General features: G+C 62.4%; 17 protein-coding genes. 10 read left to right on the top strand and 7 right to left on the bottom strand.

Translation table 11 applies throughout. The annotated features are described in order from the left end of the window. The first annotated feature begins 15 nt into the window (after nt 1–15). The 4 genes from B3M58_RS14380 (at nt 16) to B3M58_RS14395 (ending at nt 4,463) form a co-directional block, all read left to right on the top strand. Nucleotides 16–1,242, top strand: a complete 1,227-nt coding sequence (locus B3M58_RS14380; RefSeq protein ID WP_296220091.1) for a hypothetical protein — start codon at nt 16–18, stop codon at nt 1,240–1,242. A 25-nt stretch (nt 1,243–1,267) separates the two neighbouring features. Continuing rightward, complete coding sequence (locus B3M58_RS14385) at nt 1,268–2,155, top strand: LysR substrate-binding domain-containing protein (protein WP_296220092.1); 888 nt, start codon at nt 1,268–1,270, stop codon at nt 2,153–2,155. Nucleotides 2,156–2,252: 97 nt separating this feature from the next. Continuing rightward, nucleotides 2,253–3,362 (top strand): agmatine deiminase, encoded by a 1,110-nt coding sequence (gene aguA, locus B3M58_RS14390; protein WP_296220093.1) that lies wholly within the window; start codon nt 2,253–2,255, stop codon nt 3,360–3,362. A gap of 9 nt (nt 3,363–3,371) precedes the next feature. After that, nucleotides 3,372–4,463 (top strand): extracellular solute-binding protein, encoded by a 1,092-nt coding sequence (locus B3M58_RS14395; protein ID WP_296220095.1) that lies wholly within the window; start codon nt 3,372–3,374, stop codon nt 4,461–4,463. A 125-nt stretch (nt 4,464–4,588) separates the two neighbouring features. On the opposite strand, the gene B3M58_RS14400 is transcribed toward B3M58_RS14395, so the two are convergent. Both B3M58_RS14400 and B3M58_RS14405 read right to left on the bottom strand, forming a co-directional pair. After that, nucleotides 4,589–5,059, bottom strand: a complete 471-nt coding sequence (locus B3M58_RS14400) for an RNA methyltransferase (RefSeq protein WP_296220096.1) — start codon at nt 5,057–5,059, stop codon at nt 4,589–4,591. A 74-nt stretch (nt 5,060–5,133) separates the two neighbouring features. Continuing rightward, nucleotides 5,134–5,508, bottom strand: a complete 375-nt coding sequence (locus B3M58_RS14405; RefSeq protein ID WP_296220097.1) for a YajD family HNH nuclease — start codon at nt 5,506–5,508, stop codon at nt 5,134–5,136. A 131-nt stretch (nt 5,509–5,639) separates the two neighbouring features. On the opposite strand from B3M58_RS14405, the gene B3M58_RS14410 reads away from it, so the two are divergent. Further along, the gene (locus B3M58_RS14410) at nt 5,640–5,975 is read left to right on the top strand and encodes a hypothetical protein (RefSeq protein ID WP_296220099.1); all 336 of its coding nucleotides are present in this window, start codon (nt 5,640–5,642) and stop codon (nt 5,973–5,975) included. 339 nt (nt 5,976–6,314) lie between these two features. Here B3M58_RS14410 and B3M58_RS14415 read toward each other — a convergent pair whose 3' ends face one another. Both B3M58_RS14415 and B3M58_RS14420 read right to left on the bottom strand, forming a co-directional pair. After that, on the bottom strand, nt 6,315–6,788 hold the full coding sequence (locus B3M58_RS14415) for a cyclic nucleotide-binding domain-containing protein (protein ID WP_296220101.1): 474 nt from the start codon (nt 6,786–6,788) through the stop codon (nt 6,315–6,317). Between the two features lie 118 nt (nt 6,789–6,906). Continuing rightward, a complete protein-coding gene (locus B3M58_RS14420) occupies nt 6,907–8,943 on the bottom strand; it encodes a S9 family peptidase (protein WP_296220102.1) in 2,037 nt (678 codons plus the stop codon). Between the two features lie 111 nt (nt 8,944–9,054). Between B3M58_RS14420 and B3M58_RS14425 the strand changes: the two genes are divergently transcribed. The 4 genes from B3M58_RS14425 to B3M58_RS14440 all read left to right on the top strand — a co-directional run bounded on the left by B3M58_RS14425 (nt 9,055) and on the right by B3M58_RS14440 (nt 11,428). Beyond that, entirely contained in the window at nt 9,055–9,534 is a 480-nt protein-coding gene (locus B3M58_RS14425) for an MFS transporter (RefSeq protein WP_296220103.1), read from the top strand. 81 nt (nt 9,535–9,615) lie between these two features. Further along, on the top strand, nt 9,616–10,062 hold the full coding sequence (locus B3M58_RS14430; RefSeq protein WP_296220105.1) for an HIT family protein: 447 nt from the start codon (nt 9,616–9,618) through the stop codon (nt 10,060–10,062). Nucleotides 10,063–10,064: 2 nt separating this feature from the next. After that, nucleotides 10,065–10,838: a class II glutamine amidotransferase gene (locus B3M58_RS14435; protein ID WP_296220106.1), complete on the top strand. Its 774-nt coding sequence runs from the start codon at nt 10,065–10,067 to the stop codon at nt 10,836–10,838. Between the two features lie 65 nt (nt 10,839–10,903). Beyond that, entirely contained in the window at nt 10,904–11,428 is a 525-nt protein-coding gene (locus tag B3M58_RS14440; protein WP_296220108.1) for a DUF2937 family protein, read from the top strand. Nucleotides 11,429–11,438: 10 nt separating this feature from the next. Here the strand turns inward: B3M58_RS14440 and B3M58_RS14445 are convergent, their stop codons facing one another. From B3M58_RS14445 to B3M58_RS14455, 3 genes are read right to left on the bottom strand one after another with little or no spacing between them, the layout of a single operon-like run. After that, nucleotides 11,439–12,782, bottom strand: coding sequence for a TolC family outer membrane protein (locus B3M58_RS14445; RefSeq protein ID WP_296220110.1), 1,344 nt, complete (start codon nt 12,780–12,782; stop codon nt 11,439–11,441). 1 nt (nt 12,783) lies between these two features. Further along, nucleotides 12,784–14,130 carry an HlyD family type I secretion periplasmic adaptor subunit gene (locus tag B3M58_RS14450; protein ID WP_296220111.1) on the bottom strand — a complete coding sequence of 449 codons (1,347 nt, stop codon included), beginning with the start codon at nt 14,128–14,130 and terminating at the stop codon, nt 12,784–12,786. Nucleotides 14,131–14,136: 6 nt separating this feature from the next. After that, a complete protein-coding gene (locus B3M58_RS14455) occupies nt 14,137–15,876 on the bottom strand; it encodes a type I secretion system permease/ATPase (RefSeq protein ID WP_296220112.1) in 1,740 nt (579 codons plus the stop codon). A 698-nt stretch (nt 15,877–16,574) separates the two neighbouring features. Here B3M58_RS14455 and B3M58_RS14460 point away from each other — a divergent pair. Beyond that, nucleotides 16,575–25,864 (top strand): peroxidase family protein (locus B3M58_RS14460; protein ID WP_296220114.1); only part of this gene is annotated, 9,290 nt, incomplete at its 3' end.

Here is a 25,864-nt window from a genome sequence, read left to right on the forward strand (position 1 = left end):
AACAAGGAGTTGCCCATGCCGATTCGCCGTTTGTCGTTGTCTGCCGTAGTCCTGTGCCTGAGCGCCCCGTTGTGGGCCGCGCAGAAAGTCGACCTGGATTACCGGGTGAAATTCCTCCCGGCGAGCGATCAGGCCGAAGTCAGCCTGACCCTGGAGAAGGGCGAGCCGGTCACCAGTCTGAGCTTCGACCTGGGTGAAAAAGGCTATTACAGCGATTTCAACGGCGATGGCCAATGGACTCAGGAAAGCCCCGGGCGTGGTGTCTGGCAGCCGGGCAAAGGCAAGGCGACGCTGACCTACCGCGTGCGCATCAATCACCCACGTGAAGATAAGCGTTTCGATGCGCGGATGACCGAGAACTGGGCCTTGCTGCGTGGCGACGACCTGGTGCCCAGCGCCAAATTGCGCCAGCAGGATGGCACCGAACTGGTCTCGCGGCTGACCTTCGATCTGCCGGAAGGCTGGCGCGGCGTGGAAACCGGTTGGCCGCGCATCGGCAAGAACAAGTTCCGCATCGACAACCCGACGCGCAAGTTCGACCGCCCGACCGGCTGGATTCTCGCCGGTAAGATCGGCACCCGCCGGGCCAAGCTCGGCGAGACCGACGTGACCATCGCCGCGCCGGTGGGCGAGGGCATGCGCCGCATGGATGTCCTCACCTTGCTGACCTTCGTCTGGCCGGAAGCGCAGGCGGTATTCCCGCGCGATCCGGCAAAACTGTTGATCGTCGGTGCCGGCGACCCGATGTGGCGCGGCGGCCTGTCGGCGCCCAACTCCTACTTCATGCACGCCGAGCGCCCGCTGGTCAGCGAGAACGGCACCAGTTCCCTGGTGCATGAGCTGGTGCATGTGTTCAGCCGCATCCGCGACACCGATAAGAGCGACTGGATCAGCGAAGGCCTGGCCGAGTATTACGCCATCGAACTGATGCGTCGGGCCGGTGGCTTGAGCGAGGATCGCTACCAGAAAATCCGCGAGCAGCTGATTGAGTGGAGTCGCCCGGTGGATAGCTTGCGTAGCGAAAACTCCACCGGCCCGATCACTGCACGCGCCGTGCTGCTGTTGCAAGAGCTCGACCGGGAAATCCGCCAGGCCACCAAGGATAGCCAGCAGCGCTCGCTGGACGACGTGACCCGCGGCCTGATGCGTCTGGACAAAGCCAGCACCAAAGGCTTCATCGAGATCAGCGAGAACGTCATGGGCAAGCCGTCCGAGGTACTCGACAGCAAGCTGCTCAAGTAGCGCCAAGCGCCGCCAGGAGTCCCGCATGCGTCGTCTGCCTTCCCTTACCGCGCTGCGCACCTTCGAGTGCGCCGCCCGGCATGCGCACTTCGGCCGGGCGGCCGCTGAGCTGTGCGTCACCGACAGCGCGGTGAGTCACCAGATTCGCCAACTGGAAGAGCAGCTCGGCACGCCGCTGTTCCAGCGCGACGGCCGTCAGGTGCGCCCCACGCCGCAGGCCAAGCGCCTGTTGCGCAGCCTGCAGCAGGCCTTCGAGCTGATCCTTGATGCCTGCGACGAGCTGCGCGATCCCGGCTCCCAGGCGCAGCTGCGCATCGCGGTGACTGCCGAGCTGGCGCAGAAGTGGCTGGTCGGCCGCCTGGCCGATTTCAGCGAGCGCTACCCGCAGATCACCCTGCACCTCTACGAGCAGCCGCTGGAAGCGACCCAGCCGGGCGAGGAGATCGACCTGGCGATCACCTACGGCACCGGCCCGGCGGACGCCAGCGCATACTTTGTGCGGCCGTTGCCGACGTTGTTGTTCTTCCCCGTGTGCAGCCCCGGCCTGTTCAACCAGCTGCCGCTCAAACACCCGCGCGACCTGGCCCGTCACTGTCTGCTGCACGATGACCAGGACGGCAAGACCTGGACCGCCTGGCTGACCACTCATGCCGGCGATATCCAGCCGCAGCGCCATCTCTACCTCGGCCATGCCGGGTTGACCATGGAGGCCGCCGCGCGCGGGCAGGGCGTGGCCATCGGCGACAACCTGACCAGCGCCGAGGACCTCGCCAGCGGCCGCCTGGTGCGCCCGTTCGCCGCCAGCGTGGCCTCGCTCGGGCAGTACGCGCTGGTCTGCGAACGCCTGCGCCTGGACAAGCCAGCGGTGGCGCAGTTCGTTGAATGGTTCACTGATCAGTTGGTCGACCTGTGAGTTGAATTCAGCTATTCCGCGATAATGGTCATTGGTCGCGGGCGCTCTGCCGCGGGTACTGTCGAGCTATCCAACCGCCACCGACGAGTACCTAGCAATGGCCCGTTCCCTGACCTCTCTCCCCAAAGCCGACGGCTTCCGCCTGCCCGGTGAATTCGAACCCAAGGCGCGCTGCTGGCTCGGCTGGCCGGAGCGCACCGACGTGTGGCGCAACGGCGCCAAGCCGGCGCAGAAGGTCTGGGTGGAGATCGTCAGCGCCATCGCGACCAGCGAGCCGGTCACCGTGTGCGCTTCGGCCAGCCAGTACGCCAATGCCCGTCGCCAGCTGCCGGCCCATGTGCGGGTGGTGGAGATGACCTGCAACGACACCTGGTTCCGCGACAGCGGCCCGGCCTTCCTGGTCAATGACGACAGCGGCGAAGTGCGCGGCGTCGACTTCGAGTTCAACGCCTACGGCGGCCTCGACGGCGGCCTCTACTACCCGTGGGACAAGGACGACCAGATCGCGCAGAAGATCCTCGAGATCGAGGGCTACGACCGTTACCGCGCGCCCTTTATCGCCGAGATGGGCGGCATCCAGACCGATGGCCAGCGCACTCTGCTGACCACCGAGCAGTGCCTGCTCAACCGCAATCGCAACGCTCATCTGGGCAAGGACGAAGTGACCCGCCGCCTGCAGGACTACCTCGGCGCCGAGCAGGTGATCTGGCTGCCGCGTGGCTGCAAGTTCGACGAAACCGACGGCCATATCGACGATCTGGCCTGCTTTGTGCGCCCCGGCGTGGTGGTGCAACAGTGGACCGACGACCGCAGCGATCCGCAGTGGGAAATCTATCAGGAGGCCTATGACATCCTGCGCAGCACCCGCGATGCCCAGGGCCGCGAGCTGGAAGTGCACAAGCTGCCGCAACCGCGTGTGCTGGAGTGGACGGCGCAAGAGGCCGAGGGCCTGGATCAGGACGACGCCACCCACACGCGCCAGGCCGGCACGCAGATCTGTGCTTCCTATATCAACTACTACGCCGGCAACTCGGCCATCGTCGTGCCGCTGTTCAACGATCCGCGTGACCGCATCGCCCAGGCCACCCTGGCCGAGCTGTTCCCCCAGCACCGCATCCTCGGCATTGAGAATTCGCGGGAGATCCTCCTCGGTGGCGGCAACGTCGCCTGCATCACCATGCCGCAATACGCCGCGCCTAAGCGCTAGGAGGCCCCGATGAAACTGCATGCCACCCTGTTGGCCCTGGGTCTGGCCGCTAGCGCACACGCGCTGGCGGCCGAAACGCCGAAGCAGGTCAATCTGTATATCTGGAACGAGTATCTGGCGCCGGACACCCTGTCTTCGTTTGAGCAGAAGACCGGGATCAAGGTGGTGGCCGATCACTTCGACTCGCTGGAGACCGTGGAGACCAAGCTGCTTACCGGGCGCAGTGGTTACGACCTGGTGCTCACCGCCGGCCAGCACCTGCAACGGGCGATCAGCAGCGGTGCCTTGCAACCGCTGAACAAGGCCGCGCTGCCGTACTTCGCCGGCCTTGATGCCGAGTTCACCGGACATATGGCGACCTTCGATCCGGGCAACCGCTATGCCGGGCTGTACGTGTGGGGCACCACCGGCTTCGGTTATCAGCAGCAGGCCATCGCCAAGCGCATGGCCAATGCGCCGACCGACAGCTGGGCCATGCTGCTCGATCCGGCGGTGGTGGCGAAGTTCGCCGATTGTGGAGTGAGTTTTCTCAACGATCCCAACGAGGTGTTCGCCGCGACCTTTCGCTACCTGGGCCTGGACATCAATCAGCAGAGCCTCGACGACCTGAAGCTCGCCGAAGCGCATCTGGCCAAGGTGCGGCCATCGATCCGCTACTTCGACAACGACCGCAACATCGCCGACCTGGCCAATGGCGATACCTGCCTGGCGATGTCGTGGAATGGCAACGTGTCGATCGCCGCCGGGCAGGCGCAGCAGGCGGGCAAGCCGTACAGCCTGCACTACAGCATCCCGCGCGAAGGCACGCTGATCTGGTTCGACGCGATGGTTATCCCGGCGGATGCGCCGCATCCCGAGGCCGCTCATGCGCTGATGGATCACCTGATGAGCCCGGACGTGGTGGCGGGCATCACCAACAGCATCTACTACGCCAACGCGGTGCCAGCGGCCAATTCTGCGGTCGATCCGGCGATTTTCAACGACCCCGGCATCTACCCGCCGCAGGCCGTGCGTGCTGGGCTGTACAGCAAGAATGACAACAGTCAGGCGTTCAACCGCGCGCTGACCCGCGCCTTCAGTCGGCTCAAGTCCGGGCTGTAGCGCTAGGCCGGACATGGCGCCGCCGTGTTCACCATCAGGCTCTTCGTGGCCTGTAGGGGTAAGGCGTAGGGTGGGTTAGGCACGCCGTAACCCACCCCACGGTCCTGTAGAAACTGCGCTGCCGCTTACTTGAACTTGGCCCCGGACTTGGTGTTGTTGCCTTTGGCCATGCGGTCGTAGAGCAACACGTTGACGGTGGCGGCGAGGTTCATGCAGCCCTCGGTGGGGATATAGATGACGTCCTCGCACCAGGCGCGGATGTCCTTGTCCAGCGAGCCGTCTTCCGGGCCGAAGATGTAGAGGGCGCGGTCCGGGTGGGTGTATTCCGGCAACGGCCGTGCGCCTTCGATCAGCTCCACGGCGACCGGCGTGCAACCCAGCGGGATGATCTTCTGCAAGTCGTCGATGCCGATCAGCGGAATATCCATATGCACCCGCTTGGTGTCGGTGATGAAGTCGCGGGCGCGCTCATAGCGTTTGCCGGTATAGAACACCGAGGCGACGCCATAGCAGCCGGCCGCGCGCATCACCGCGCCGACGTTTTCCGGGGACTTGGGATTGAATAAACCAATGCAGCTGTATCGTTTGTTTGCCACGTAACCGGCCTTGTCTTGGCTGTGCAGCCATCTGGGTAAAGGCCGGGATTATACGGGTGCAGGCGGGAGGCGACCTATTCTTTGCTTTTCAGCCTTGCAGCCAGGTCGGCGAAGGGGTTGTGGGTCGCCTGGGAGGTTTTAGGCGTGTTCAGCGAGCCTTCGCTGAAATACTGCTGGTCGGTGTAGCGCGAGTGTTCGTTGTCATGGCAATACAGGCAGAGCAGCTCCCAGTTGGAGCCATCCTGCGGGTTGTTGTCGTGGTTGTGGTCGCGGTGGTGCACGGTCAGCTCGCTCAGGCGCTTGCCGGCGAATTCGCGGGCGCAGCGGCCGCAGACGTGCGGATACATCTTCAGGGCTTTGTCCCGGTAGCCTTCTTCGCGGCTGCGCTGGGCATCGGCGAGGATGCGGTCGAGCTTGGCGGTGGGCGAGGGGGCTTTGTCGGTGCTCATAACTGTTCTCGTGGCTTAACGCGGATACTGACAGTGTAGCCCTGCCGATGGTCGGGGAGAACCGCCGGGCGGGCACTTATCGGGCGGCGACGTGGCCCAATAGCCATGCCTGTCGATAAAGGAGATGGACGATGCACCGGCCCAGCCTGTTCGCGTTAAGCCTGATTGCCCTGTGCAGCCCGGCGCTGTACGCGCAAACCTATCCATTGCCCAGCACCTACGAGCGGCCGAGCGGTGCGCCCGGCACGGCCACACCGCAGCCGTTTACCCAGGCGGTGCCGCGCAACCTGCCAAGCACTGCGCCGAATAGCCCGCCGTTGCTTAACGATGGCACGGGGAATCCGGGCCAGCGCCTCAACCCGCCACGCGGCAACCTGGCGCCGCCGGATGGTGAGTTACCGCTGCTGGAGCAACAGCTACAGCGCAATCGCGACGCTCTGCCGCCAGGCCGCCGAACTACCGATTGAGGTGTGCCTGCTAGCAGGCCATTGAAAAGGCTATGTACCCGTTAACGGTTGTACGTCGATTCGGTAGGGTGGGTTAGTGGCGCTGATGCGGGCTGGCAAAGCGACTGCGCAACTAGTTGCGCCACGTAACCCACCCAGCGCTAATCGGCCTAGTCCCTCTGGTGGGTTACGGCGCAATTGACTATGCAGCGGCCGATAGTCCGCGGTCATGTGCGCCTAACCCACCCTACGCATTACCGCGCTCCAGGCATCGCCTAGCCGGCCCCACGTTCCAACACATAACGGGGACATAGCCATAAAAACTACCTACGTTACCGATACGGCGTTAAAAGCGGCCTGCTAGATCTGTTGTTCGATCAGTTGGCCGTCGACCATACGCAGGCGCTTGGACATGGCCACGGCGATGGCGCGGATGACCTTGGCCGCTGACTTCGGCGCCTCGTGCAGCATTTTTTCCAGCGAGTCCTTGGCCAGGATCAGCAAGGTGCAGTCGCTGACGGCAATGCAGCTGGCCGAGCGCCGCTCGCCATCCAGTACGGCCATTTCGCCGAAGGCGCGGCCCTTGCGCAGTTTGGCGATTTCGACGACTTCGCCGCTGGAGTTGGTCTTGCGGATCGATACCGCACCGAAGTGGATGATGCACATGAACGTGCCGGCATCGCCCTCGCTGCAGATCAACGCATCCTGATCGAAGCGGCTGATGCTGAAGTAGCCGGCGGCGCTGAGCACCTCGCTCGGCAACAGGCTGTTGAACAGGCCGCAGTCGAGGAGCATGTCGCGGATTTCATCGATCAAGTAAGAGCTGTCGGGCATGGCTACTCTGCGGCGCGTTGGCACGTCGTGGTGGATGAGCGCGACGGTAGCCGGCGCGCGCAGACTTGCCAACTGCCGCTCGCCGGAAGCTGTGAAGGTGCGCGCAGTCGAGCGCTGTTCAGTGCAGCCCAAGCACCTTGAGCAAGAAGGCGTACTCCAAGGCGACATCCTTGAGCGCCTGGTAGCGGCCGCTCATGCCGCCATGGCCGGCGCCCAAGTCGGTCTTCAGCAGCAGCAGGTGCTTATCGCTCTTGTTGGCGCGCAGTTTGGCCACCCACTTGGCCGCCTCCCAGTACTGCACGCGGCTGTCGTTGTAGCCGGCCACGGCAAGAATCGCCGGGTAGGCCTGGGCCTTGACGTTTTCGTAGGGCGCATAGCCTTTGATGCGGGCGAACACCTCCGGTTCGTGCGGGTCGCCCCACTCGTCGTACTCGGTCACTGTCAGCGGCAGGTCGGGGTTCTGCATGGTGTTGAGCACGTCGACGAACGGCACCTCGGCAATCGCCGCGGCGAACAGCTCCGGGCGCTGGTTGAGTACCGCGCCGATCAACAGGCCGCCGGCGCTGCCGCCGCTGATGGCGAGTTGCGCCGCTGTGGTGTAAGCGTTGGCGATCAGGTGTTCGGCGCAGGCGATGAAGTCGTTGAAGCTGTTTTGCTTGTGCGCCAGTTTGCCGGCGCGATACCAGGCTTCGCCCAACTCGCCGCCGCCGCGCACATGGGCGATGGCGAAGATAAAGCCGCGTTCGAGCAGGCTCAGGCGGGCGTGGGAGAACCATGGGTCGAGGCTTTCGCCGTAGGCGCCATAGCCGTACAGATAAAGTGGCGCGGGTTGCCGGGCGTGCAGCACCTCGCGCTGCGCCACCAGGCTGATGGGTACTTGGCTGCCGTCTGCTGCTGTGGCCCACAGGCGCTGGCTGACATAGGCGTCGGCGTCGAACGGGCCTTCCACCGGGGTTTCCTTGAGCACCTGTTGCGCGCCGCTGGCCAGCGTCAGTTGGCGAATCTGCGCCGGGCGATTGAGGGCTTCATAGCGCAGGCGGATCGTCGGGCTGATGAACTCCAGGCTGTCCTGCACATACAGGCTGTAGGCCGCATCCGGCAGGTCGACGCGGTAGGGCGCCTGGCCGTGCGCTTGCACCTCGATGATCGGCAGGCCGCCTTCGCGCAGGCTGAGAATCAGCGCGCTGTGATTCAGGCTGACGCCTTCGAGCATGACCTGTGCGTCATGCGCCCGCAGTTCGTTCCAGTGTTGGCGCGTCGGCGCCTGTTCCGTGGCGCCGTACAGGGCGAAGTTGATGCCGCTCTGGTTGCTGCGAATCAACCAGCTCCAGGCGCCATCACGCTTGCCATGGTCGACGTAGTACTCGTGACCTTCCTCGCGCGGCGCCAGGCAGTGGAATGCCTCGGCCGGCGTGTCGGCATCGAGTACCCAGGTTTCGCTGGTGGTTTTGCTGTTGAGCAACAGCAGCAGCTGACGCTCGGAGCTGGCGCGGTAGCAGTTGAGGAAAAAGCGCCCGTCGCGTTCATGGAACACCAGCTCGGCGCCGTCGCTGCCGAGGCGATGGCGGTAGAGCTTGTGCGGCCGATGGGTGTCGTCCAGTTCGCCGAAGAACAGGGTCTGGCTGTCGTTGGCCCAGGTCATGCTGCCGTCGCAGTCGCTGAAGGGCAGTTCGCTGATGGCGCCGCTGGCCAGTTCCTTGACGAACAACTGATAAGTTTCGTCGCCGCTGGTGTCCAGGCTGTAGGCCAGGCGCTGGTGATCCGGGCTGATGCTGAACGCACCTAGCGATAGAAAACCGCCACCCGCCAGTGCGTTCAGGTCGAGCAGCAAGTGCTCGGCGCTTTCGTCGACGCTGAGCGAGTCGTCGGCCGGGCGCGGGCTGCGGTAGTGCCGTGGGTATTCATCGCCGGCGGTGGTGCGTTGGTAGTACAGGTAAGACCCCCACGGCGACGGCAGCGACAGGTCAGTCTCGCGGATGCGGCTTTTAATCTCCTGGAACAGCGTTTCACGCAGCGCCTGCTGCTCGGCCAGTTCGGCTTCCAGGTAGGCGTTTTCCGCCTGGAGGTGTTCGAGTACCTCGGCCGAGTCGCGGTTCTCCAGCCAGCAGTAAGGGTCGGCGCCGGTCTCGGTGCGGGCGATGGGGGCGTGCGGCATTGGGTCACTCCGGGCTGAGGCACGGCCGACAGCAGGGGCGCCGGGCCGGCGAAAAGCCGTTATCATAAGCCCCACTTTGTCTGCCCCGCCATGCCAGGGACCCTGCGTTTTATGATCGAGAACGACTACCTACTCGCCTGGGGCGCCTATGCCATCGCCGCGCTCGGTTGCCTATTGGTCTGGTTCCGCCTGACCCGCTGGATGTGGCGTTATCTGCGCGAACCGCTGCGGGTATTGGTGGCGATCCTGCTGCTGACACCGACCATCGTCGACCCGGCCAAGGAGCTGTTTGCCCCGGCCATCGCCATTACTGCCCTGGACTTACTGTTTCAGGTGGGCAATAACGCCTGGCGCGCGGTGGCCGATCTGGCCATGTATGGGCTGATCGCCTTTGCGTTGTACCTGTTGTTCGTGGTGATCCGTTGGCCGTTGGAGCGCTGGTGGAAGGGTCGGCGTGGCCCGCTTGCGCAGCCCGACGACGAGGATGCGCCGACCCTGCGCGAAATGCTGGAGCAAGAACGCGGCGACGCCGGTGATAGCCGTTATGACCAGCGTGGCGAACGCCGTTTGCGCGTCGAGCCGCGCCTCTGATCGACACTTGCTACTCGCGAGCAGCGCTTGCACCTATCTCGTCAGGCGTTCAGCATGGGCCTTTGCGCACAAGGAGGGCTTATGGACTGTGTGTTCTGCGCTATCGCCGCTAATCGCTTGCCGGCGCAGCGGGTCTATGAAGACGAGCACTTCATTGTCTTGCTGGATATTTTCCCCTTGCGTCCGGCTCACGTCCTGATCGTCAGTCGCGAACACGCGCCGTTGCTTGAGCATCTATCCGCCGCCGCCCGTGACCGTCTGCTTAGCCTTGGCCAGCGCGTCGCCGCGGCCTTGCGTGCGCTTGATTACGGGCGCGACGGGATCAACCTGTTGCTCAACGATGGCCCGGCGTCGAACCAGCACGTGCCGCACCTGCATCTGCACCTGATTCCGCGGCGCTCCGGCGATGTACCGCAACTTATTTGGCGGGCGCTGACGCGTTTTCTACCGCTGCGGCGTAAGCGCTTGGAGGCGCGTTTGCAGCACGAAGCCGAACAATTGCGCAACGCCTTGAATCGAGAGTTTTAGCCATGTGTGAGTTACTGGGTATGAGCGCCAATGTGCCCACCGATATCGTCTTCAGCTTTACCGGGCTGATGCAGCGCGGCGGGCGCACCGGGCCGCACCGTGATGGCTGGGGCATCGGTTTTTACGAGGGGCGTGGCCTGCGCCTGTTTCAGGACCCGCGTGCGAGCAGCGAGTCGGAGGTGGCGCACTTGGTGCAACGCTACCCAATCAAGAGCGAGGTGGTGATCGGCCATATTCGCCAGGCCAATGTCGGCCGCGTGTGTTTGGCCAATACCCACCCGTTCGTGCGCGAGTTGTGGGGCCGTAACTGGTGTTTTGCGCACAATGGCCAGTTGGCCGACTTTCATCCGCAGCCGAGCTTCTATTGGCCGGTCGGCGATACCGACAGCGAGGCGGCGTTTTGCGATCTGCTCAATCGCCTGCGGGCGGCGTTCCCTTCGCCAGTACCGGTCGCGGCGCTGTTACCCAACCTGGTCAGCGCGTGTGCGGCGTTTCGCAAACACGGCGTATTCAATTGCCTGCTCAGCGATGGCGACTGGTTATTCAGCTTCTGCTCGACCAAGCTGGCGCACATCACGCGGCGTGCGCCGTTTGGCCCCGCACACTTGAAAGATGCCGACATGCGTGTGGATTTCCAGGCCGAGACCACGGCCAATGATGTGGTGACGGTGCTGGCCACCGAGCCACTGACCGATAACGAGCGCTGGAGCCTTTACCAGCCGGGCGAGTGGCGCCTGTGGCGAGGCGGCGAGTGTGTGGCGCAGGGTAACGCTTAGGGCGCTGGAGTGTTATCCGGCTAAGTACAAGGGCGGCCCGGACGATCCGGGTTAGGGGGGCACGAATGTTTAAAAGTTATCTACGACTGGCGCTGTTTGCCTTGGGCTTGCTGGTGGGGGTGCAGGTGCCGGGGTTTATCGACGATTACAGCAAGCGCGTCGAGGCTCACCGGATGGAGTCCGAGCAGGGGTTGAAGGGCTTTCGTGAAACCGCCAAGCGCTTTTTCAAGGGCGACTTGGATGCCTTGGTCACGCATTACCAGGCGAGCAACGATCCGGTGATGCGCAGCGATGCACAAAGCGTTGCTTTTCTGGTCGACCGTGCCGGTTACCTCGACCTGGAATGGCAGGCCATGCAAGGCCCTTGGTATGCGCAGGTCTGGCACCTGACGAGCGCGGCCGACCCCGAGTTGTTGCAAGAAACCTACAACGCCTACCGGTATCAGGTGTTGTTGGCGCCGCAAGCCATCGCCTGGGGCATTGTCTGCGCCTTGCTGTTGGCCTGGATCGTCGAGCTGTTGCTGCTGGCAGTCAGCTGGGTATTCGGGGCCCGCCAGGATCAGCGCGCACAGGCGCGCCATTGGCGTTGATTGGCGCGCGTCAAAAGCCCAAGACCAACTCCGGGCCAAGGTAGGTATTGGCCTGGTTGATGTCGTCATCGCCGAGCAGGCCAACCGCGGCGGCCAATTGTAGGCGCGCGAGCAGGTAGCGCAATTTGGCTTCGAGCAGGTCGCGGCGGGCGATGAACACCTGTTCTTCGGCATTCAATATATCGACATTGGTACTGGAACCGGCGAGGAAGCCTTTCTTCGCCGAGTCCTGTGCCCGCTCGGTGGACATCACGGCTTGCTGCAACGCGCGGATACGTGCCTGACCGCTCTGTACGCCACGAAATTCACGAGTGGTGGCGGAGAACACTTCCTCTCGGGTGGCGTTCAACTCTTCTCCTGCCTGTTCACGGCTGGCTACCGCTTGGCGCACCTGGGCACTTACCGCACCGCCGGAAAACAGCGGCATATTGAACTCCACGCCGGCCGAGGCGTAACGGTTCTGCTGGTCGATGGTGGAGATCGAATCGCTTTGGCTGTCGGTATAGCCGAGCACCAGGTCGAGGGTCGGCCAATGCCCGCTGTTGGCGCGTTTGACTTCTTCTTCTGCCACGCCTTGGCTGTAATGCTTGGCGCGCAGTGTCGGGTTGTTCGCCTGGGCCTGGCTCAGCCAGGCTTGCAGGTTATTCGGTTGCAGGGCTGGGGTCGGAAAGTCATTGCGCAAGGTGGCGACATGTTCCGGGACTTCGCCGAGCATTTCCTGCAACAGGCGTAGCGCAATCAGCAGATTGTCCTGCGCTTCGATCAGCTCGGCCAGTGCCAGGTCGCGGCGAGCGGTCGCCTGGTCGACGTCGGTGATGGTGCCGTCGCCAAGGTCGAAGCGCCGTTGCGCCGCTGCGACTTGCTGCTCGAAGGCCTTGAGTTTGGCATTCGCCAGGTCGATGGTTTCGCGGGTCAGCAGCACATCGAAATAACGACTGGCCAAGCGCACGGCGACGTTCTGGGTTTTTGCGTCGAACACCGCTTCGCTGTAGTCGGCGCGCTGCTTGCCTTGGCGATATTCGGCGAGCTTTTGTCGGTTGAACAGCGGTTGGCGCAATTGCACCGCCATGTTTTCCGAGTCGTAGTTCAGGTCGCTCTCGACCGAGTTGCCCAGCGGGTTGTCTTGCTCCTGGGTGCCATCGACGCGGCTCTTGCTGGCGCTGGCGTTGAGCTGCGGCAATAAGCCGGCGCGGCCCAGGGCCCGGCTCTCCAGGCCTGCATCGCGTTCGTGCACGGCGGCTCGGTAGATCGGGCCTTGCAACTGCATCAGTTGCCAGGCGTCCTGCAAGTCCAGGGCGTAAGCTGGGACGCTGGCCAGACAGGCCAGGCAAATAAGGGTTAGGCGATCCGCCATGTCATTGCTCCTTGAAGGCGCCGTCGACTCGCTCAAGCATAGGCTTCATCAGGTAACTCATCAGGTTACGTTCGCCGGTCTTGATCGTCACGGTGGCGGGCATGCCGGGGCGAATGCGGTTGCTGCCGAGCATGTCCATACCCGCCGAGGTGACCTCGACCTGGGCCAGGTAGTAGGGCTGCTTGTTGGTTTCGTCGACTAAACGGTCGGCCGATATGGTCAGTACCCGCCCGGGAATGTTCGGTGTTTGCGCATGGTTGAAGGCCGGGAAGGCGATATCCACTGGCAGCCCCGGAGTCATCTTGTCGATGGCCTGCACCGGAATCATCGCGTCCACTTGCAGCGGTTCGTCCGCCGGTACCACATCCATGATCTCCGCGCCGGGTTGGATCACGCCGCCGACCGTCGAGACATTCAAACCGAGAATCACCCCGTCGATGGGCGAACGGATCACCGTATTGGTGACTTCGTAATCGAGCGCGCGCAAACGGTCGGTGAGGGCGGTGGTTTCTTTTTGCGCATCGGTCAGCTGCGACTGCACTTCCTTCTGGAAGTCCTGCTCCAGTTGCAGAATGCGCAGCTTCAGCTCGGCGATCTGGTTGCGCGTGCGGCCGATGTCGGCAATGTTCTGTGCCAGTGAAGCGCTGAGTTCTGCTGCATTGCGCTCCAGTTCGAGCATGCGATTGCGCGTGACATAGCCTTCGGCGGCCAGGCTGCGCACTCCTTCGAGCTCCTGGTTGAGCAGTTTGATCTGCGCATAGCGAGAGCCCTGTACCTGGCGCAGGCCTTTGAGTTGCTCTTCGGCGCCGAGGATATTTTCCCGGAGAATACCGGCTTCACCAGTTAGTGCGGCGCGGCGTGTGTTGAACAGCCGTTGTTGCAGGGTCATCGAGTCGTTCAGCCGCGGGTCGTTGGCGAAGTGGTTGATCAGTTCGGGGTCGAAGGTCACTTCAGCCAAGCCGTCGCGCTCGGCCTGCAAGCGGTTTTCCACAGTACGCACCACGATGTACTGGGCGCTGACCACGCCCAGCTCGGCAATCGCGCGGGTCGAATCGAGTTCGATCAGGGCCTGGTTGCGTTTCACCAGATCGCCTTCGCGCACCAGAATGGCGTCAACCGAGCCGCCGGTCAGGTGCTGGATGGTCTTGCGGTTGTCGGTGACGTTGACGGTGGCGTTGGCCACCACCCCGGCATCCAGTGGCGCCATGCTGGCCCACAGAATAAACCCGCCAAAGCCCGCGACCACCAGCCACAGGCCCCAACGGCTGGGGCTTCGGTCGTCGGTGTCGATCTCTTGCTCGGGGTCGACCGGGACTAGGTTTTTACGTTCAAACTCAAGATTCGACATGCTCCGTCACTCCTTGGTCTTGACCGACGCCAGGGTCGGCGCGCCCATGGCGCTGGGCATCGCACTGGCCTGACGCAGTGCGCTGAAGACTTCATCGCGACTGCCGAACATCTGCACCGCGCCATCGCGCAGCATCAGCACCTTGTCCACCATGTTCAGCACCGTGGGGCGGTGGGAGATCAGCACCAGGGTCTTGCCGCGGCGTTTAAGATCGATCAGGGCTTGGATCAAAGCGGCTTCGCCGACATCGTCGAGGCTGGCGTTCGGCTCATCTAGCACGATCAGCGACGGCTCGCCATACAGTGCGCGGGCCAGGCCGATGCGTTGTTTTTGTCCGCCGGACAACGAGCCGCCATCGGTGCTCAGGCGGGTGTCGTAGCCCTGCGGCAGGCGCAGGATCATTTCGTGAACGCCGGCCTGCTTGGCCGCGAGGATCACCGCTTCGCTGTCGATCTCGCCGAAGCGCGCGATGTTTTCCGCGATGCTGCCTTCAAACAGTTCGACATCCTGCGGCAGGTAACCGAGCCAGGGCCCGAGTTCCTCTTTATTCCAGTGAAATATATCGGCGCCATCGAGGCGCACTTTGCCGGCTATGGCCGGCCATACGCCGACCAGCAAGCGCGCCAGGGTCGATTTGCCCGAGGCGGAGGGGCCGATGATGCCCAGCGCCTCGCCGGGCGACAGGTTGAACGATACGCCGCGCAGGATGCCGATGCTCGTGCCGGGTGCATTGGTGAATGCGCTTTCTACGGCAAGCATGCCCACGGGTTTGGGCAGTGGCATGGACGGTTTTTGCGCGGGGAAGTCGCCCAGCAGTGCTCCCAGGCGACCCCAGGCCGCGCGGCTGGACAGCAACTGTTTCCAGGCGGCAATCACTTGCTCGACGGGGGCCAGCGCCCGGCCGGTGAGGATGGAGCTGGCGATCATCATCCCTGGGGTGATTTTGCCTTCGATCGCCAGCAGCGCGCCGGTGCCGAGAATCAGCGATTGCAGGGTGATCCGCACGAAGCGCGTGGCGCCGTTGATATAGGCCGCCCGGTCCGATGCCAGGGTCTGCATCTCAAGGATGTGCAGGTAGTTGCCGAACCAGCGTTGGCGGATGGCCGGCAGCATGCCCATGGCTTCGATGACTTCGGCGTTGCGCAGGTTGTTGTTGGCGAAACTGCCGGACACCAGCGACGCCTGGTTGGCTTCGGCCAGCGGTTTGCGGGTACTGATTTCAGTCAAGTAAGCCAGGCCGACCAGCAATAACGAACCAATCAGGGTAATCAACCCCAGCAGCGGATGAATCAGGTAGGTTACCAGCAGGTAAATGGGGGTCCAGGGCGCATCGAAGAAGGCGAACAGGCCATTGCCGGTGATAAATTGACGCACCTGTGACAAGTCTTGCAGGGCTTGTGCCGGGTTACCGCCGGCACGGCGCAGGTTACGTTCGAACGCGGCACCAAATATACGTTTGTTGAGCATCATATCGAGGCGGTTACCGACCCGGATCAGCACGCTCGAGCGGACCACTTCCAGCAGCGCCATCAGCACGTACAGGCCCACGACCAGCAGGGTCAGCATCAGCAGGGTGGTGACGTTGCTGCTGACCAGGGCGCGGTCGTAGACCTGCAGCATGTACACCGCCGGCGTCAGCATCAGCAGGTTGATCACCCCGCTGAACGCCGCCAGCACATAGAAGGTTCGACGCAGGCGAAACAGCACCTCTGCCAGCTCGGAGCGTGGGGACGGCGACATGTCCATATAGAACCTCCAGTACTGCAGGTCACGGAGTGCTTAGCCGGGGCTAAGGCTGTTTGCCGTCCGCCCCTGGCGGTCAAGGTCATGCGCCAAAAAACGCTCACATCGGCGCTGAAGGGGGACTTGCCCACTAGGTATAGATTGGGTTTTCGACTTCGTGCAAGGCGTTTTGGTCGCTGAGCACAACTGTTTTTCGCGAGCTGAGCTTATTTATTCTCTTTTATTAGTAGTGACTTATGATTTCCAAGGGGTTTTGCTGTTCAGACCGACGGTATATTGACAAGGCTAAGTACTGAGACTTTAGTCTAATCGTGTGTAACAGCTGACGAAGCATGCTGCGCAGGAGAGGGCGCGGTGGCTTATGTCGGTCGAGAACGCGTAGAGAAGAACCATGAGCACAGACTCGTTTCACCGCATAACACGCTCGTCACCGCTAGGGCATTTCTTCGATCCCCAGTTCCACGGGCCTCCTATTGCCTGACGTTCAACACGGGAGCTGCAAGCTCGGTGTTGATGGGACGACCCCAACTCTGATCGAACACTGATGAGCGTAAGCATCTCGGTGCGAGCAGCGTTTGGCCTTTATCCCAAGGACTATCAGTTTTCTGTATTGCAACGCTGAGCCACGCCTTTGCGAGGGTTTGCATGCACGTGGCTTCCTGTTTTTTGCGTTTCGCGCGCTGAGCATCGAGGACACAGAAATGGCCGACTTCATCAAATCCGATCTTGAGTTCATTCTTCAGCAGATTTTCATCGCCGAGGCGCATGCCGCCGGGGCGAGCCTCAGTGATTTGTTACCGAACTCAGAAGTACCTTTTGGGCTGCGCACCGTTGACGGTACCTACAACAACCTGGTGGACGGACGTAGCACCTTTGGTGCGGCGGATCAGTCCTTCCCCCCATTTGTCGATCAGCAGTTCCGCAATGATCTGGATGGCGACAGCTTCGATGCCAATGGCCCAGCGCCGGGCGGGCTGGTCACCAACACCAACTATGCCTCGACCACCAATGTGGCCGACGCTGATCCGCGGATCATTTCCAACCTGATCGTTGATCAGACCATCACCAACCCAGCCGCCGTGCAGGCGTATGTCGACGCCGGGCTGGGTACTTTGGATATCAACGGTGTGCTGCTCGGCCTGGATGGCGTGGCGATTCCCGCCGGCCAGCCGCTGTTTATCCCCAATACCGCGCCGGACGAGGGCCTGTCGGCGGGCTTCAATACCTGGTTCACCTTCTTTGGCCAATTCTTCGACCATGGCCTCGACCTCGTCGCCAAGGGCGGCAACGGCACCGTTTTTATCCCGTTGCAAGTCGATGATCCACTGTATGTCGCAGGTGCCTCGACCAATTTCATGGTGCTGACGCGTGCCACCAATAGTGCGGTCAATGCTGGCGCAGATGGTGTTCTGGGGACCTCGGACGATGTCCATCAGCACACCAACCTGACCACGCCGTTCGTCGATCAGAACCAGACCTACAGCTCGCATGCCTCGCACCAGGTATTTCTGCGCGCCTATGAGCTGGATGCCAACGGTAACCCCGTGGCCACCGGTAAGTTACTGACCAATCGCGATATCGGCCCTGACGGTGTTTTCGGCACTACAGACGATATCGAACTGGGTGGGATGGCCACCTGGAGCGTACTCAAGGCCCAGGCGCGCGACATTCTCGGCATTGAGTTGGATAACTACGATGTGGGTCGGGTGCCACTGTTGGCCACCGACGAATACGGCAAATTCATCCCGGGTGATAACGGTTTTCCGCAACTGGTGACGCTCGGCGGTCTGGTTGAGGGCAATCCTGCCGTTCCGGTCGATGCGTCCCTGGCGATTTCTACCGGGCATGCCTTCCTCGACGACATCGCTCACGCGGCCAACCCGTTCAGCAGTCAGACCGGTGCGCCGCTGTTGGCGGACTCCGACCTGAGTACTGACCCTAATAATGGCGTCGGCCTGTCCGAGCCGGGTGCGTTCGACAACGAACTGCTGGATGCACACTTTATTGCCGGTGACGGCCGGGTTAACGAGAACATCGCGCTGACCGCCGTGCACCATGTTTTTCACTCCGAGCACAACCGCCTGGTCGAACACACCAAGGCAGTCGTGCTGGAGTCGGCAGCTACCGATCTGGCGTTTCTCAATCAATGGTTACTGGTGCCGGTAACCGAGGTGCCGGCAGACCTGTCGACCCTGCAATGGAATGGTGAGCGGCTGTTCCAGGCCGCCAAATTCGGTACCGAGATGCAGTATCAGCATCTGGTGTTCGAAGAGTTCGCGCGCAAGGTACAGCCGCAAGTCGATGCGTTCCTCGCGCCGGATGGTTATGACGCGACGATCAACCCGGCGATCATGGCCGAGTTTGCTCATACCGTTTACCGCTTCGGTCACTCGATGCTGACCGAAACAGTGGACCGCCTGGACCCGAATTTTGTCTCCAGCGAGATGGGCCTGATCGAGGCCTTCCTCAACCCACTGGCCTTCAATAACAACGGCACCTTGTCCGCCGAAGAGGCCGCCGGGGCGATCATCCGTGGCACCACTCGGCAGTTGGGCAACGAGGTCGATGAATTCGTCACCGAAGCGTTGCGCAACGAATTGCTCGGCCTGCCGCTCGATCTTGCGGCGATCAACATCGCCCGCGGCCGCGACACCGGAGTACCAACCCTGAATGCGGCGCGCGCCGAGTTCTTCGCCATGACCGGCGACAGCCAGCTCAAGCCGTATGCCAGCTGGCTCGACCTGATGCAGAACCTCAAGCACCCGGTCTCCATCGTCAACTTCATCGCCGCTTACGGTACCCATGCCAGCATTACCGGCACCCTGGAGCAGAAACGTGCCGCTGCGGCCGATATTGTCTTCGGCAATGGGGCGATTTCCGACGTCGAACGCATGGCTTTCCTCAATGGTGCGGCGGCCACTACCGGGGTCAACGATATCGACTTCTGGGTCGGCGGCCTGGCCGAGCGGCAGATGCCGTTTGGCGGCATTCTCGGCTCGACCTTCAACTTCGTCTTCGAGACTCAGCTGGAGGCCTTGCAGAACGGTGACCGCTTCTACTACCTGGCACGCCTGGCCGGCCTTAACTTCCTCACCCAGATGGAAGACAACTCCTTCGCCAAGCTGGTGATGCGCAATACCGATGCCTTCCACCTGCCGGCGGATATCTTCTCGACCCCAGGGTTGATTCTCGAGGTCGATCAGTCTCGCCAGTTCAATGGCGAGTTGGGCGCCGCCGATCCGCTCGGCGACAACCCATTGGTTCCGTTGGTCATACGCGATGATCCCGGCACCGTAGCGGTGGAAACCACCTACCTGCGCTACACCGGCGACGAACACGTGGTGCTCGGTGGCACTGCTGGCAACGATACGCTGATCGCCAGTATCGGCGACGACACCCTGTGGGGTGACGGCGGCAATGACCGTCTGGAGGGCGGCGACGGTAACGACATGATCGAAGGCGGTGCCGGCGACGACATCATCACCGATTGGGGTGGCGATGACGTGCTCAAGGGTGGCGACGGCAACGACGTGATCCACGGTGGCAACGGCGCCAACCTGATTCTTGGCGGCGCCGGTAGCGACTTCATCATCACCGGCGAAGACGTCTCGGAAACGTTTGCCGGCCCCGGCAACGACTTTATCCTCGGTGCCAAGGGCAACCTGCAGACCGCCGGTAACGAAGGCGACGACTGGATCGAGATCGGCACCCAGGACGGTGCGCCTGGCGATAACTTCGACACCTTCGCTACCGACCTGATCGACGGCCATGATGTGTTTGTCGGCGGTGGTGGCTTCGACGAGTTCATCGGTGAAGGCGGCGACGACATCTTCGTCGGTTCCGATGGCGAGGATCATTACGACGGCATGTCGGGGTTCGACTGGGTGACCTACAAGGCCGACCGCTTTGGCGTGACCTCGGACATGAATGTCGACGACTTCTTCGAGCCACCGGTAGCGCCTTCCAGCGCTGGCGTGCTGGATCGCTTTGCCGAGGTCGAGGGGTTGTCCGGTTCGGCGTTTGCCGATGTGCTGCGCGGCGACGATGCCGATGCCAACCTGATCGCCAACGCCGGTGCCAAAGGCAGCGTGCTGACCGCGGAGGGCATTGCCCGTATCGACGGCTTGCAGGAATTCCTCAATGAGGCCCTGGGCGGCACCGTCACCTCGTTCGGTGCCGGCAACATCATCCTCGGCGGTGGCGGCAGCGATATCATCGAAGGCCGCGGTGGCGATGACCTGATCGATGGCGACCTGATGCTCAACGTACGCGTCGCCGTGACTGGGCATCCGACTATTACCAGCGTCGCGAGTATCTCCGAATTGGTGCCGTATATGCTGTCGGGGGAAATCAACCCGAGCCAGCTGAGCATTGTTCGCGAGGTTGTCAGCGGTGCAGCTGCGTACGACACGGCGATGTTCTCCGATGTGCGTGCCAACTACACCATTGCTACCAATGGCAATGGTGTGACCACGGTGACCCACCTCAATGACGGAGCCAACGGTGTTGATCGCCTGATCAACGTCGAGCGCTTGCAGTTCGCTGACCAAGCGGTGGTTCTCTCGGGTGATAACAACGGTCCGCTCGGACAACTGACCATCAGTGGCGATGCGCAAATTGGCTCGCTGTTGAGCGCTTCCATCGCTGGGGTAAGCGATGCCGATAACCTGGATGGCGTGATTACCGGGCCGGTTGCCTATACCTGGCAGGTCGAGCGCGTAGCCGGCACGGGAATCTTCGAAGACATCGTCACCGAAGGTGGCGATAAGCCGGCCTCTGCGGTGGGTAACACCTTGCGCGTGACCGCCGACCTGGATGGCCTGGAGTTGCGTGTACGGGCAATCTACAAGGATGCCGATGGCACCCTGGAAAATGTGTTCTCGGCGCCGACTGCGGCGGTGACGGGCGATATCGTTCCCGTGATACCTGTCGCCTTGCCGGAAGAGACGCTGGTGGCCAGCCCTGGCATCCACCTGATTCGCGCCGACCTGCAGTTCATTCTCGATCAGATCATCATCGCCGAGCGCCATGTTGCCGGCGAAAGCCTGTATGACCTGGTGCCCAATGCACGGCTGGCCTTCGGCCTGCGCACGGTGGATGGTTCGTTCAACAACCTGGAGCAGGGGCAGTCGCACTTCGGCGCGGCCGATCAGCCGTTCCCGCTGTTGCTCGACCAGGTGTTCCGTAACGAGAACGATGAGGCACCGTTCAACGGCGTGACCAACACCAACTATGCCACCACAGGTCCGGGTGCCAATGTGGTCGACTCCGATCCACGCACCATTTCTAACCTGATCGTCGACCAGACCCGTGGCAACCCGGTGGCGGTGGCGGCCTTTGTCGATGCCGGCATGGGTACCCTGGCCGATGGCACGCAACTCGATCCTGACGGGGTCGCCTTCCCTATCGGCACCTTGCTCGATCTGGAAGGGATCGAGATTCCTGCCGGGCAACCGCTGTTCATTCCCAACACCGCACCGGACGAAGGGTTGTCGGCGGGCTTCAACTCCTGGTTTACCCTGTTCGGCCAGTTCTTCGACCATGGCTTGGACCTGGTCAACAAGGGCGGCAACGGCATCGTGTTCGTGCCGCTGGCCGATGACGATCCGCTGGTACTGGGCGATGACGGTATCCTCGGCACTGCCGACGATCTGCCGGTCAACCAGCGCTTCATGCTGCTGACCCGCGCCAACAACGTGGCCGTGCAGGCCGGCGAGGATGGCGAGTTCGGCACCGCCGACGATGTGCACCTGCACAACAACCAGACCACGCCGTTCGTCGACCAGAACCAGACCTACACCTCGCACTCCTCGCACCAGGTGTTCCTGCGCGAGTATGAGCTGGATGCGGACGGCCGGCCGGTGGCCACCGGGCGCATGCTCGATGGTGCCGATGGTGGCCTGCCAACCTGGGCCGATGTGAAGCAGCAAGCGCGGGAAATGCTCGGTATCGAGTTGGATGACCTGGACGTGCTCAACCTGCCGCTGGTGGCGGCCGATGCCTACGGCAAGTTCATCCCCGACCCGCTGACCGGTTTCGCGCAGATCATCACCGAAAGCGATGGCATGCAATCGGGTACTCCGGGCGCACCGATCGACGCCAGCCTGGCTGGACGCACAGGCCATGCCTTCCTCGATGACATCGCCCACAGTGCCAACCCGCGCAACAGCCAGACCGGGCTGCCGCTGACGGCGGATGCCGATACGGCAACCGGGCCGATCGCCAATCCGGCCTTCGATCCGGGGCAACCGGTAGGTCCAGGCAACTTGCCGTTCCTGGCACAGCCGGCCGGCACCTACGATAACGAACTGCTCGATGCGCACTTCATCACCGGCGATGGCCGTGGCAATGAAAACATCGGCCTGACCGCCGTGCACCATATCTTCCATTCCGAGCACAATCGGATGGTTGAGCACACCAAAGCGGTGATTCTCGCCAGCAACGATCCCACCTTTATTGCCCAGTGGCAGTTGCCCGACGGCTCATGGAATGGTGAGCGGCTGTTCCAAGCCGCACGTTTCTCCACCGAGATGCAGTACCAGCACCTGGTGTTCGAAGAGTTCGCGCGCAAGGTGCAGCCGCAGGTAGACGTGTTCTTCAACGCTACCCAGGTGTACGACACCGAGATCAACCCGGCCATCGCCGCCGAGTTCGCTCACGTGGTGTACCGCTTCGGCCACTCGATGTTGACCGAGACGGTGGACCGTTTCGACCCCAACTTCGTCTCCAGCGAAATGGGCCTGATCGAGGCCTTCCTCAATCCGCTGGCGTTCAACCAGCTCAGCGATGGACTCGGCGGCACGGTCACCGTGAGCGCCGAGGAAGCCGCGGGCGCCCTGGTGCGCGGCATGACCCGGCAGTTGGGCAACGAGATCGATGAGTTCGTCACCGAAGCGCTGCGCAATAACCTGCTCGGTCTGCCACTCGACCTGGCGACGATCAATATCGTGCGCGGTCGCGATACCGGCGTGCCGTCGCTGAATGCGGCGCGTCAGGAGTTCTACAACGCCACCGGCGACAGCCAGCTCAAGCCGTATACCAGCTGGGTCGACTTCGCGATGAACCTCAAGCACCAGATGTCGGTGGTCAACTTCATCGCCTCCTATGGTACTCACGCCGAGTTGCTGCTGGCCGACGTCAATACCATGGCCGAGAAGCGTGCGGTGGCCATGGCCCTGGTGTTTGGCGGCACGGCGACCATCAATGAAGGCACGCCAGAGCAGCGGACCTTCGATGCCGATGGTCCCGGTGTGGACCGCTTGGGCTTCCTCAATGGCCCGGCGGCCACCACCGGGGTCAACGATATCGACCTGTGGATCGGTGGTTTGGCCGAGCGGCAGATGCCGTTTGGCGGGCTGCTTGGTTCGACCTTCAACTTCGTGTTCGAGAACCAGATGGAGAAACTCCAGGACGGCGACCGCTTCTACTACCTGGAGCGAGTCAACGGCCTGAACTTCCTCACCGAACTGGAAAACAACTCGTTCGCCAAGATGATCATGGCCAACACCAATGCCACGCACCTGCCGGGTGACGTGTTCTCGACCCCGGGCTTTACCCTTGAGGTCGACCAACTGTTGCAGTTCACCGGGTTGGGCCTCAGCGGTCGGGATGACCCGACTGGCGATAATCCATTGCTGCCGCTGGTGGTTCGCAATAATCCGGCGACCCCTGGCACCGACACCAATTACCTGCGTTACAGCGGTGAGGAGCACGTGGTGCTGGGCGGTACCGCTGGCAACGACACGATGATCTCCAGCATCGGCGACGACACCCTATGGGGCGATGGCGGCAATGATCGCATCGAAGGCGGCGACGGTAACGACCTGATCCGTGGCGGGGCTGGCGACGACATCCTCACGGACATGGGCGGTGACGACAACATCCAGGGTGATGACGGTAACGACGTGATCCACGGCGGTAACGGCCTCAACCTGCTGCTGGGTGGCTTTGGCCAAGACTTCATTGTCTCCGGCCGGGATTCGTCCGAGATTTTCGGTGGCGGTGGCAACGACTTCCTGCTCGGTCACCGGGCCAACGAGGCGGTATTCGGTGGCGAGGGTGACGACTGGCTCGAACTCGGCGGTGTGGATGGCGCATCCGGCGACAACTTCCACCCGTTCGGCCTCGACACGATCATCGGCAACGATGTGTTTATCGGTGAACGTGGCCTCATCGACCGGATGGACGGTGAGGGTGGCGATGACGTCATGCTCGGTAATGGCGGTGAGGGTGACCGTTACGTCGGGATGTCCGGCTTCGACTGGGCGGTGTTCCGCGACGACCCGTTCGGCGCCAACGTCGACTTCACCTTGCGGGCCTTCGATGAAGCACCGATTCCGGCCTCGAATGCCTCGGTATTGGCACGTTTCGAGGCGGTAGAGGGCCTCTCCGGTTCGCACCACAGTGACGTTCTGCGCGGTGACGATGCCGATGCCGCAGCGATTGCCACGCAGGGTGCAACTGGCAGTGTGCTGACCAATATCGCTCTGATCGACGGTCTACAGGAGTTCCTCGACAAGTTCCTCGGGGCGGGCCAGACCAGCTTCGGGGCGGGCAACATCATCATGGGTGGCGACGGTAGCGACATCATCGAAGGCCGTGGCGGTGACGATCTGATCGATGGCGATGCCTGGTTCAACGTGCGCATCAGCGTACGTACCAATCCGGCTGATCCCGCTACTGAGTTCCGCAGTGTCACCAGCTTGACCCAGCTGGTACCAGACATGGTGTCGGGTGCGATCAATCCCGGGCAGTTGGTCATCGTTCGTGAGCTGCTGAATGCCGCTCCCGACCCGCTGGATATGGGCAACTCGTTCGACACGGCGGTGTATTCAGGGCTGATGGCCAATTATGAGGTGGTCGAGAACTTCGACGGCACCTTTACCGTCATCGACAACGGCCCTGACGGCTTGGGTGGCGGCGCCGATGGTATCGACCGCATCACCAACATCGAGCGCATCCAGTTCAACGATCAGGTGGTCGTCCTGGTCGATGGCCTGAATGCGGAAACCGAGGGCGCGCTGCGGGTTAGCGATGGTTCGCCCAGTGTTGGCCAGGTGCTGACGGTATCGTCCGCCCTGGTGACCGATGCCGACAATATCGGCGCGGGTAACGTCAACGGCGCAATCACTGGGCCGATCAGTTACTACTGGCAAGTCGACCTGGAGGGCGATGGCACCTTCGAAGACATCGTCACCGAGATCGTCGGTGGCGAAGCGGCCCGTGCACTTGGCCCGAACTTCACGGTAACGCCTGACCTCGCAGGCTTGGCCCTGCGCGTCAAAGGCATCTACAAGGATGCTCATGGCGTGCTGGAAACCGTGTTCTCGGCCGCGACCACGGCGGTGGGCGCTGGCGATCCGAACGATCTGCCGGTGGGCACGGTGTTGATCAGTGATACCACGCCTCGCCTGGGGCAGCTACTCACTGCCAGCAATGCGTTCACCGACGCAGACGGCCTGGCCGGCGTGCAGTTCGCCTATCAATGGCAAGCCGGCAACGGCACCACTTTCGCCAATATCGTCGGGGCCACGGCAGCGACTTTTACCCCGACCCTGGCCCAGGCGGATCAGCAACTGCGTGTGGTAGTCAGCTACACCGATAACGGCAATACCCTGGAGTTCATCACATCGGCGGCAACTGTCGCAGTGGCGGGGTTGATTGTCGGTACGGCCGGGAACGATGTACTTAATGGCACAGCGCTCGACGACATTATTCAAGGCTTGGATGGCAACGACCGCCTGAATGGCTTAGCGGGTAACGATATCCTGGATGGGGGCGCGGGCAACGACACGCTGATCGGTGGTTCGGGTAGCGACACTATGTTCGGTGGCGTGGGTGACGATGTGTATGAAGTGACCGACGCTGGCGATCAGGTAAGCGAAGTCGATGGCCAAGGCACTGACACTGTGTGGACCTCATTGTCGAGCTACACACTGACGGCCAACGTCGAGCGACTGATGTACGGTGCCAGCGGTAACTTCACCGGCAC

The sequence above is a fragment of the Pseudomonas sp. UBA2684 genome (assembly GCA_002354655.1).
In the GTDB taxonomy this organism is placed as follows: domain Bacteria; phylum Pseudomonadota; class Gammaproteobacteria; order Pseudomonadales; family Pseudomonadaceae; genus Aquipseudomonas.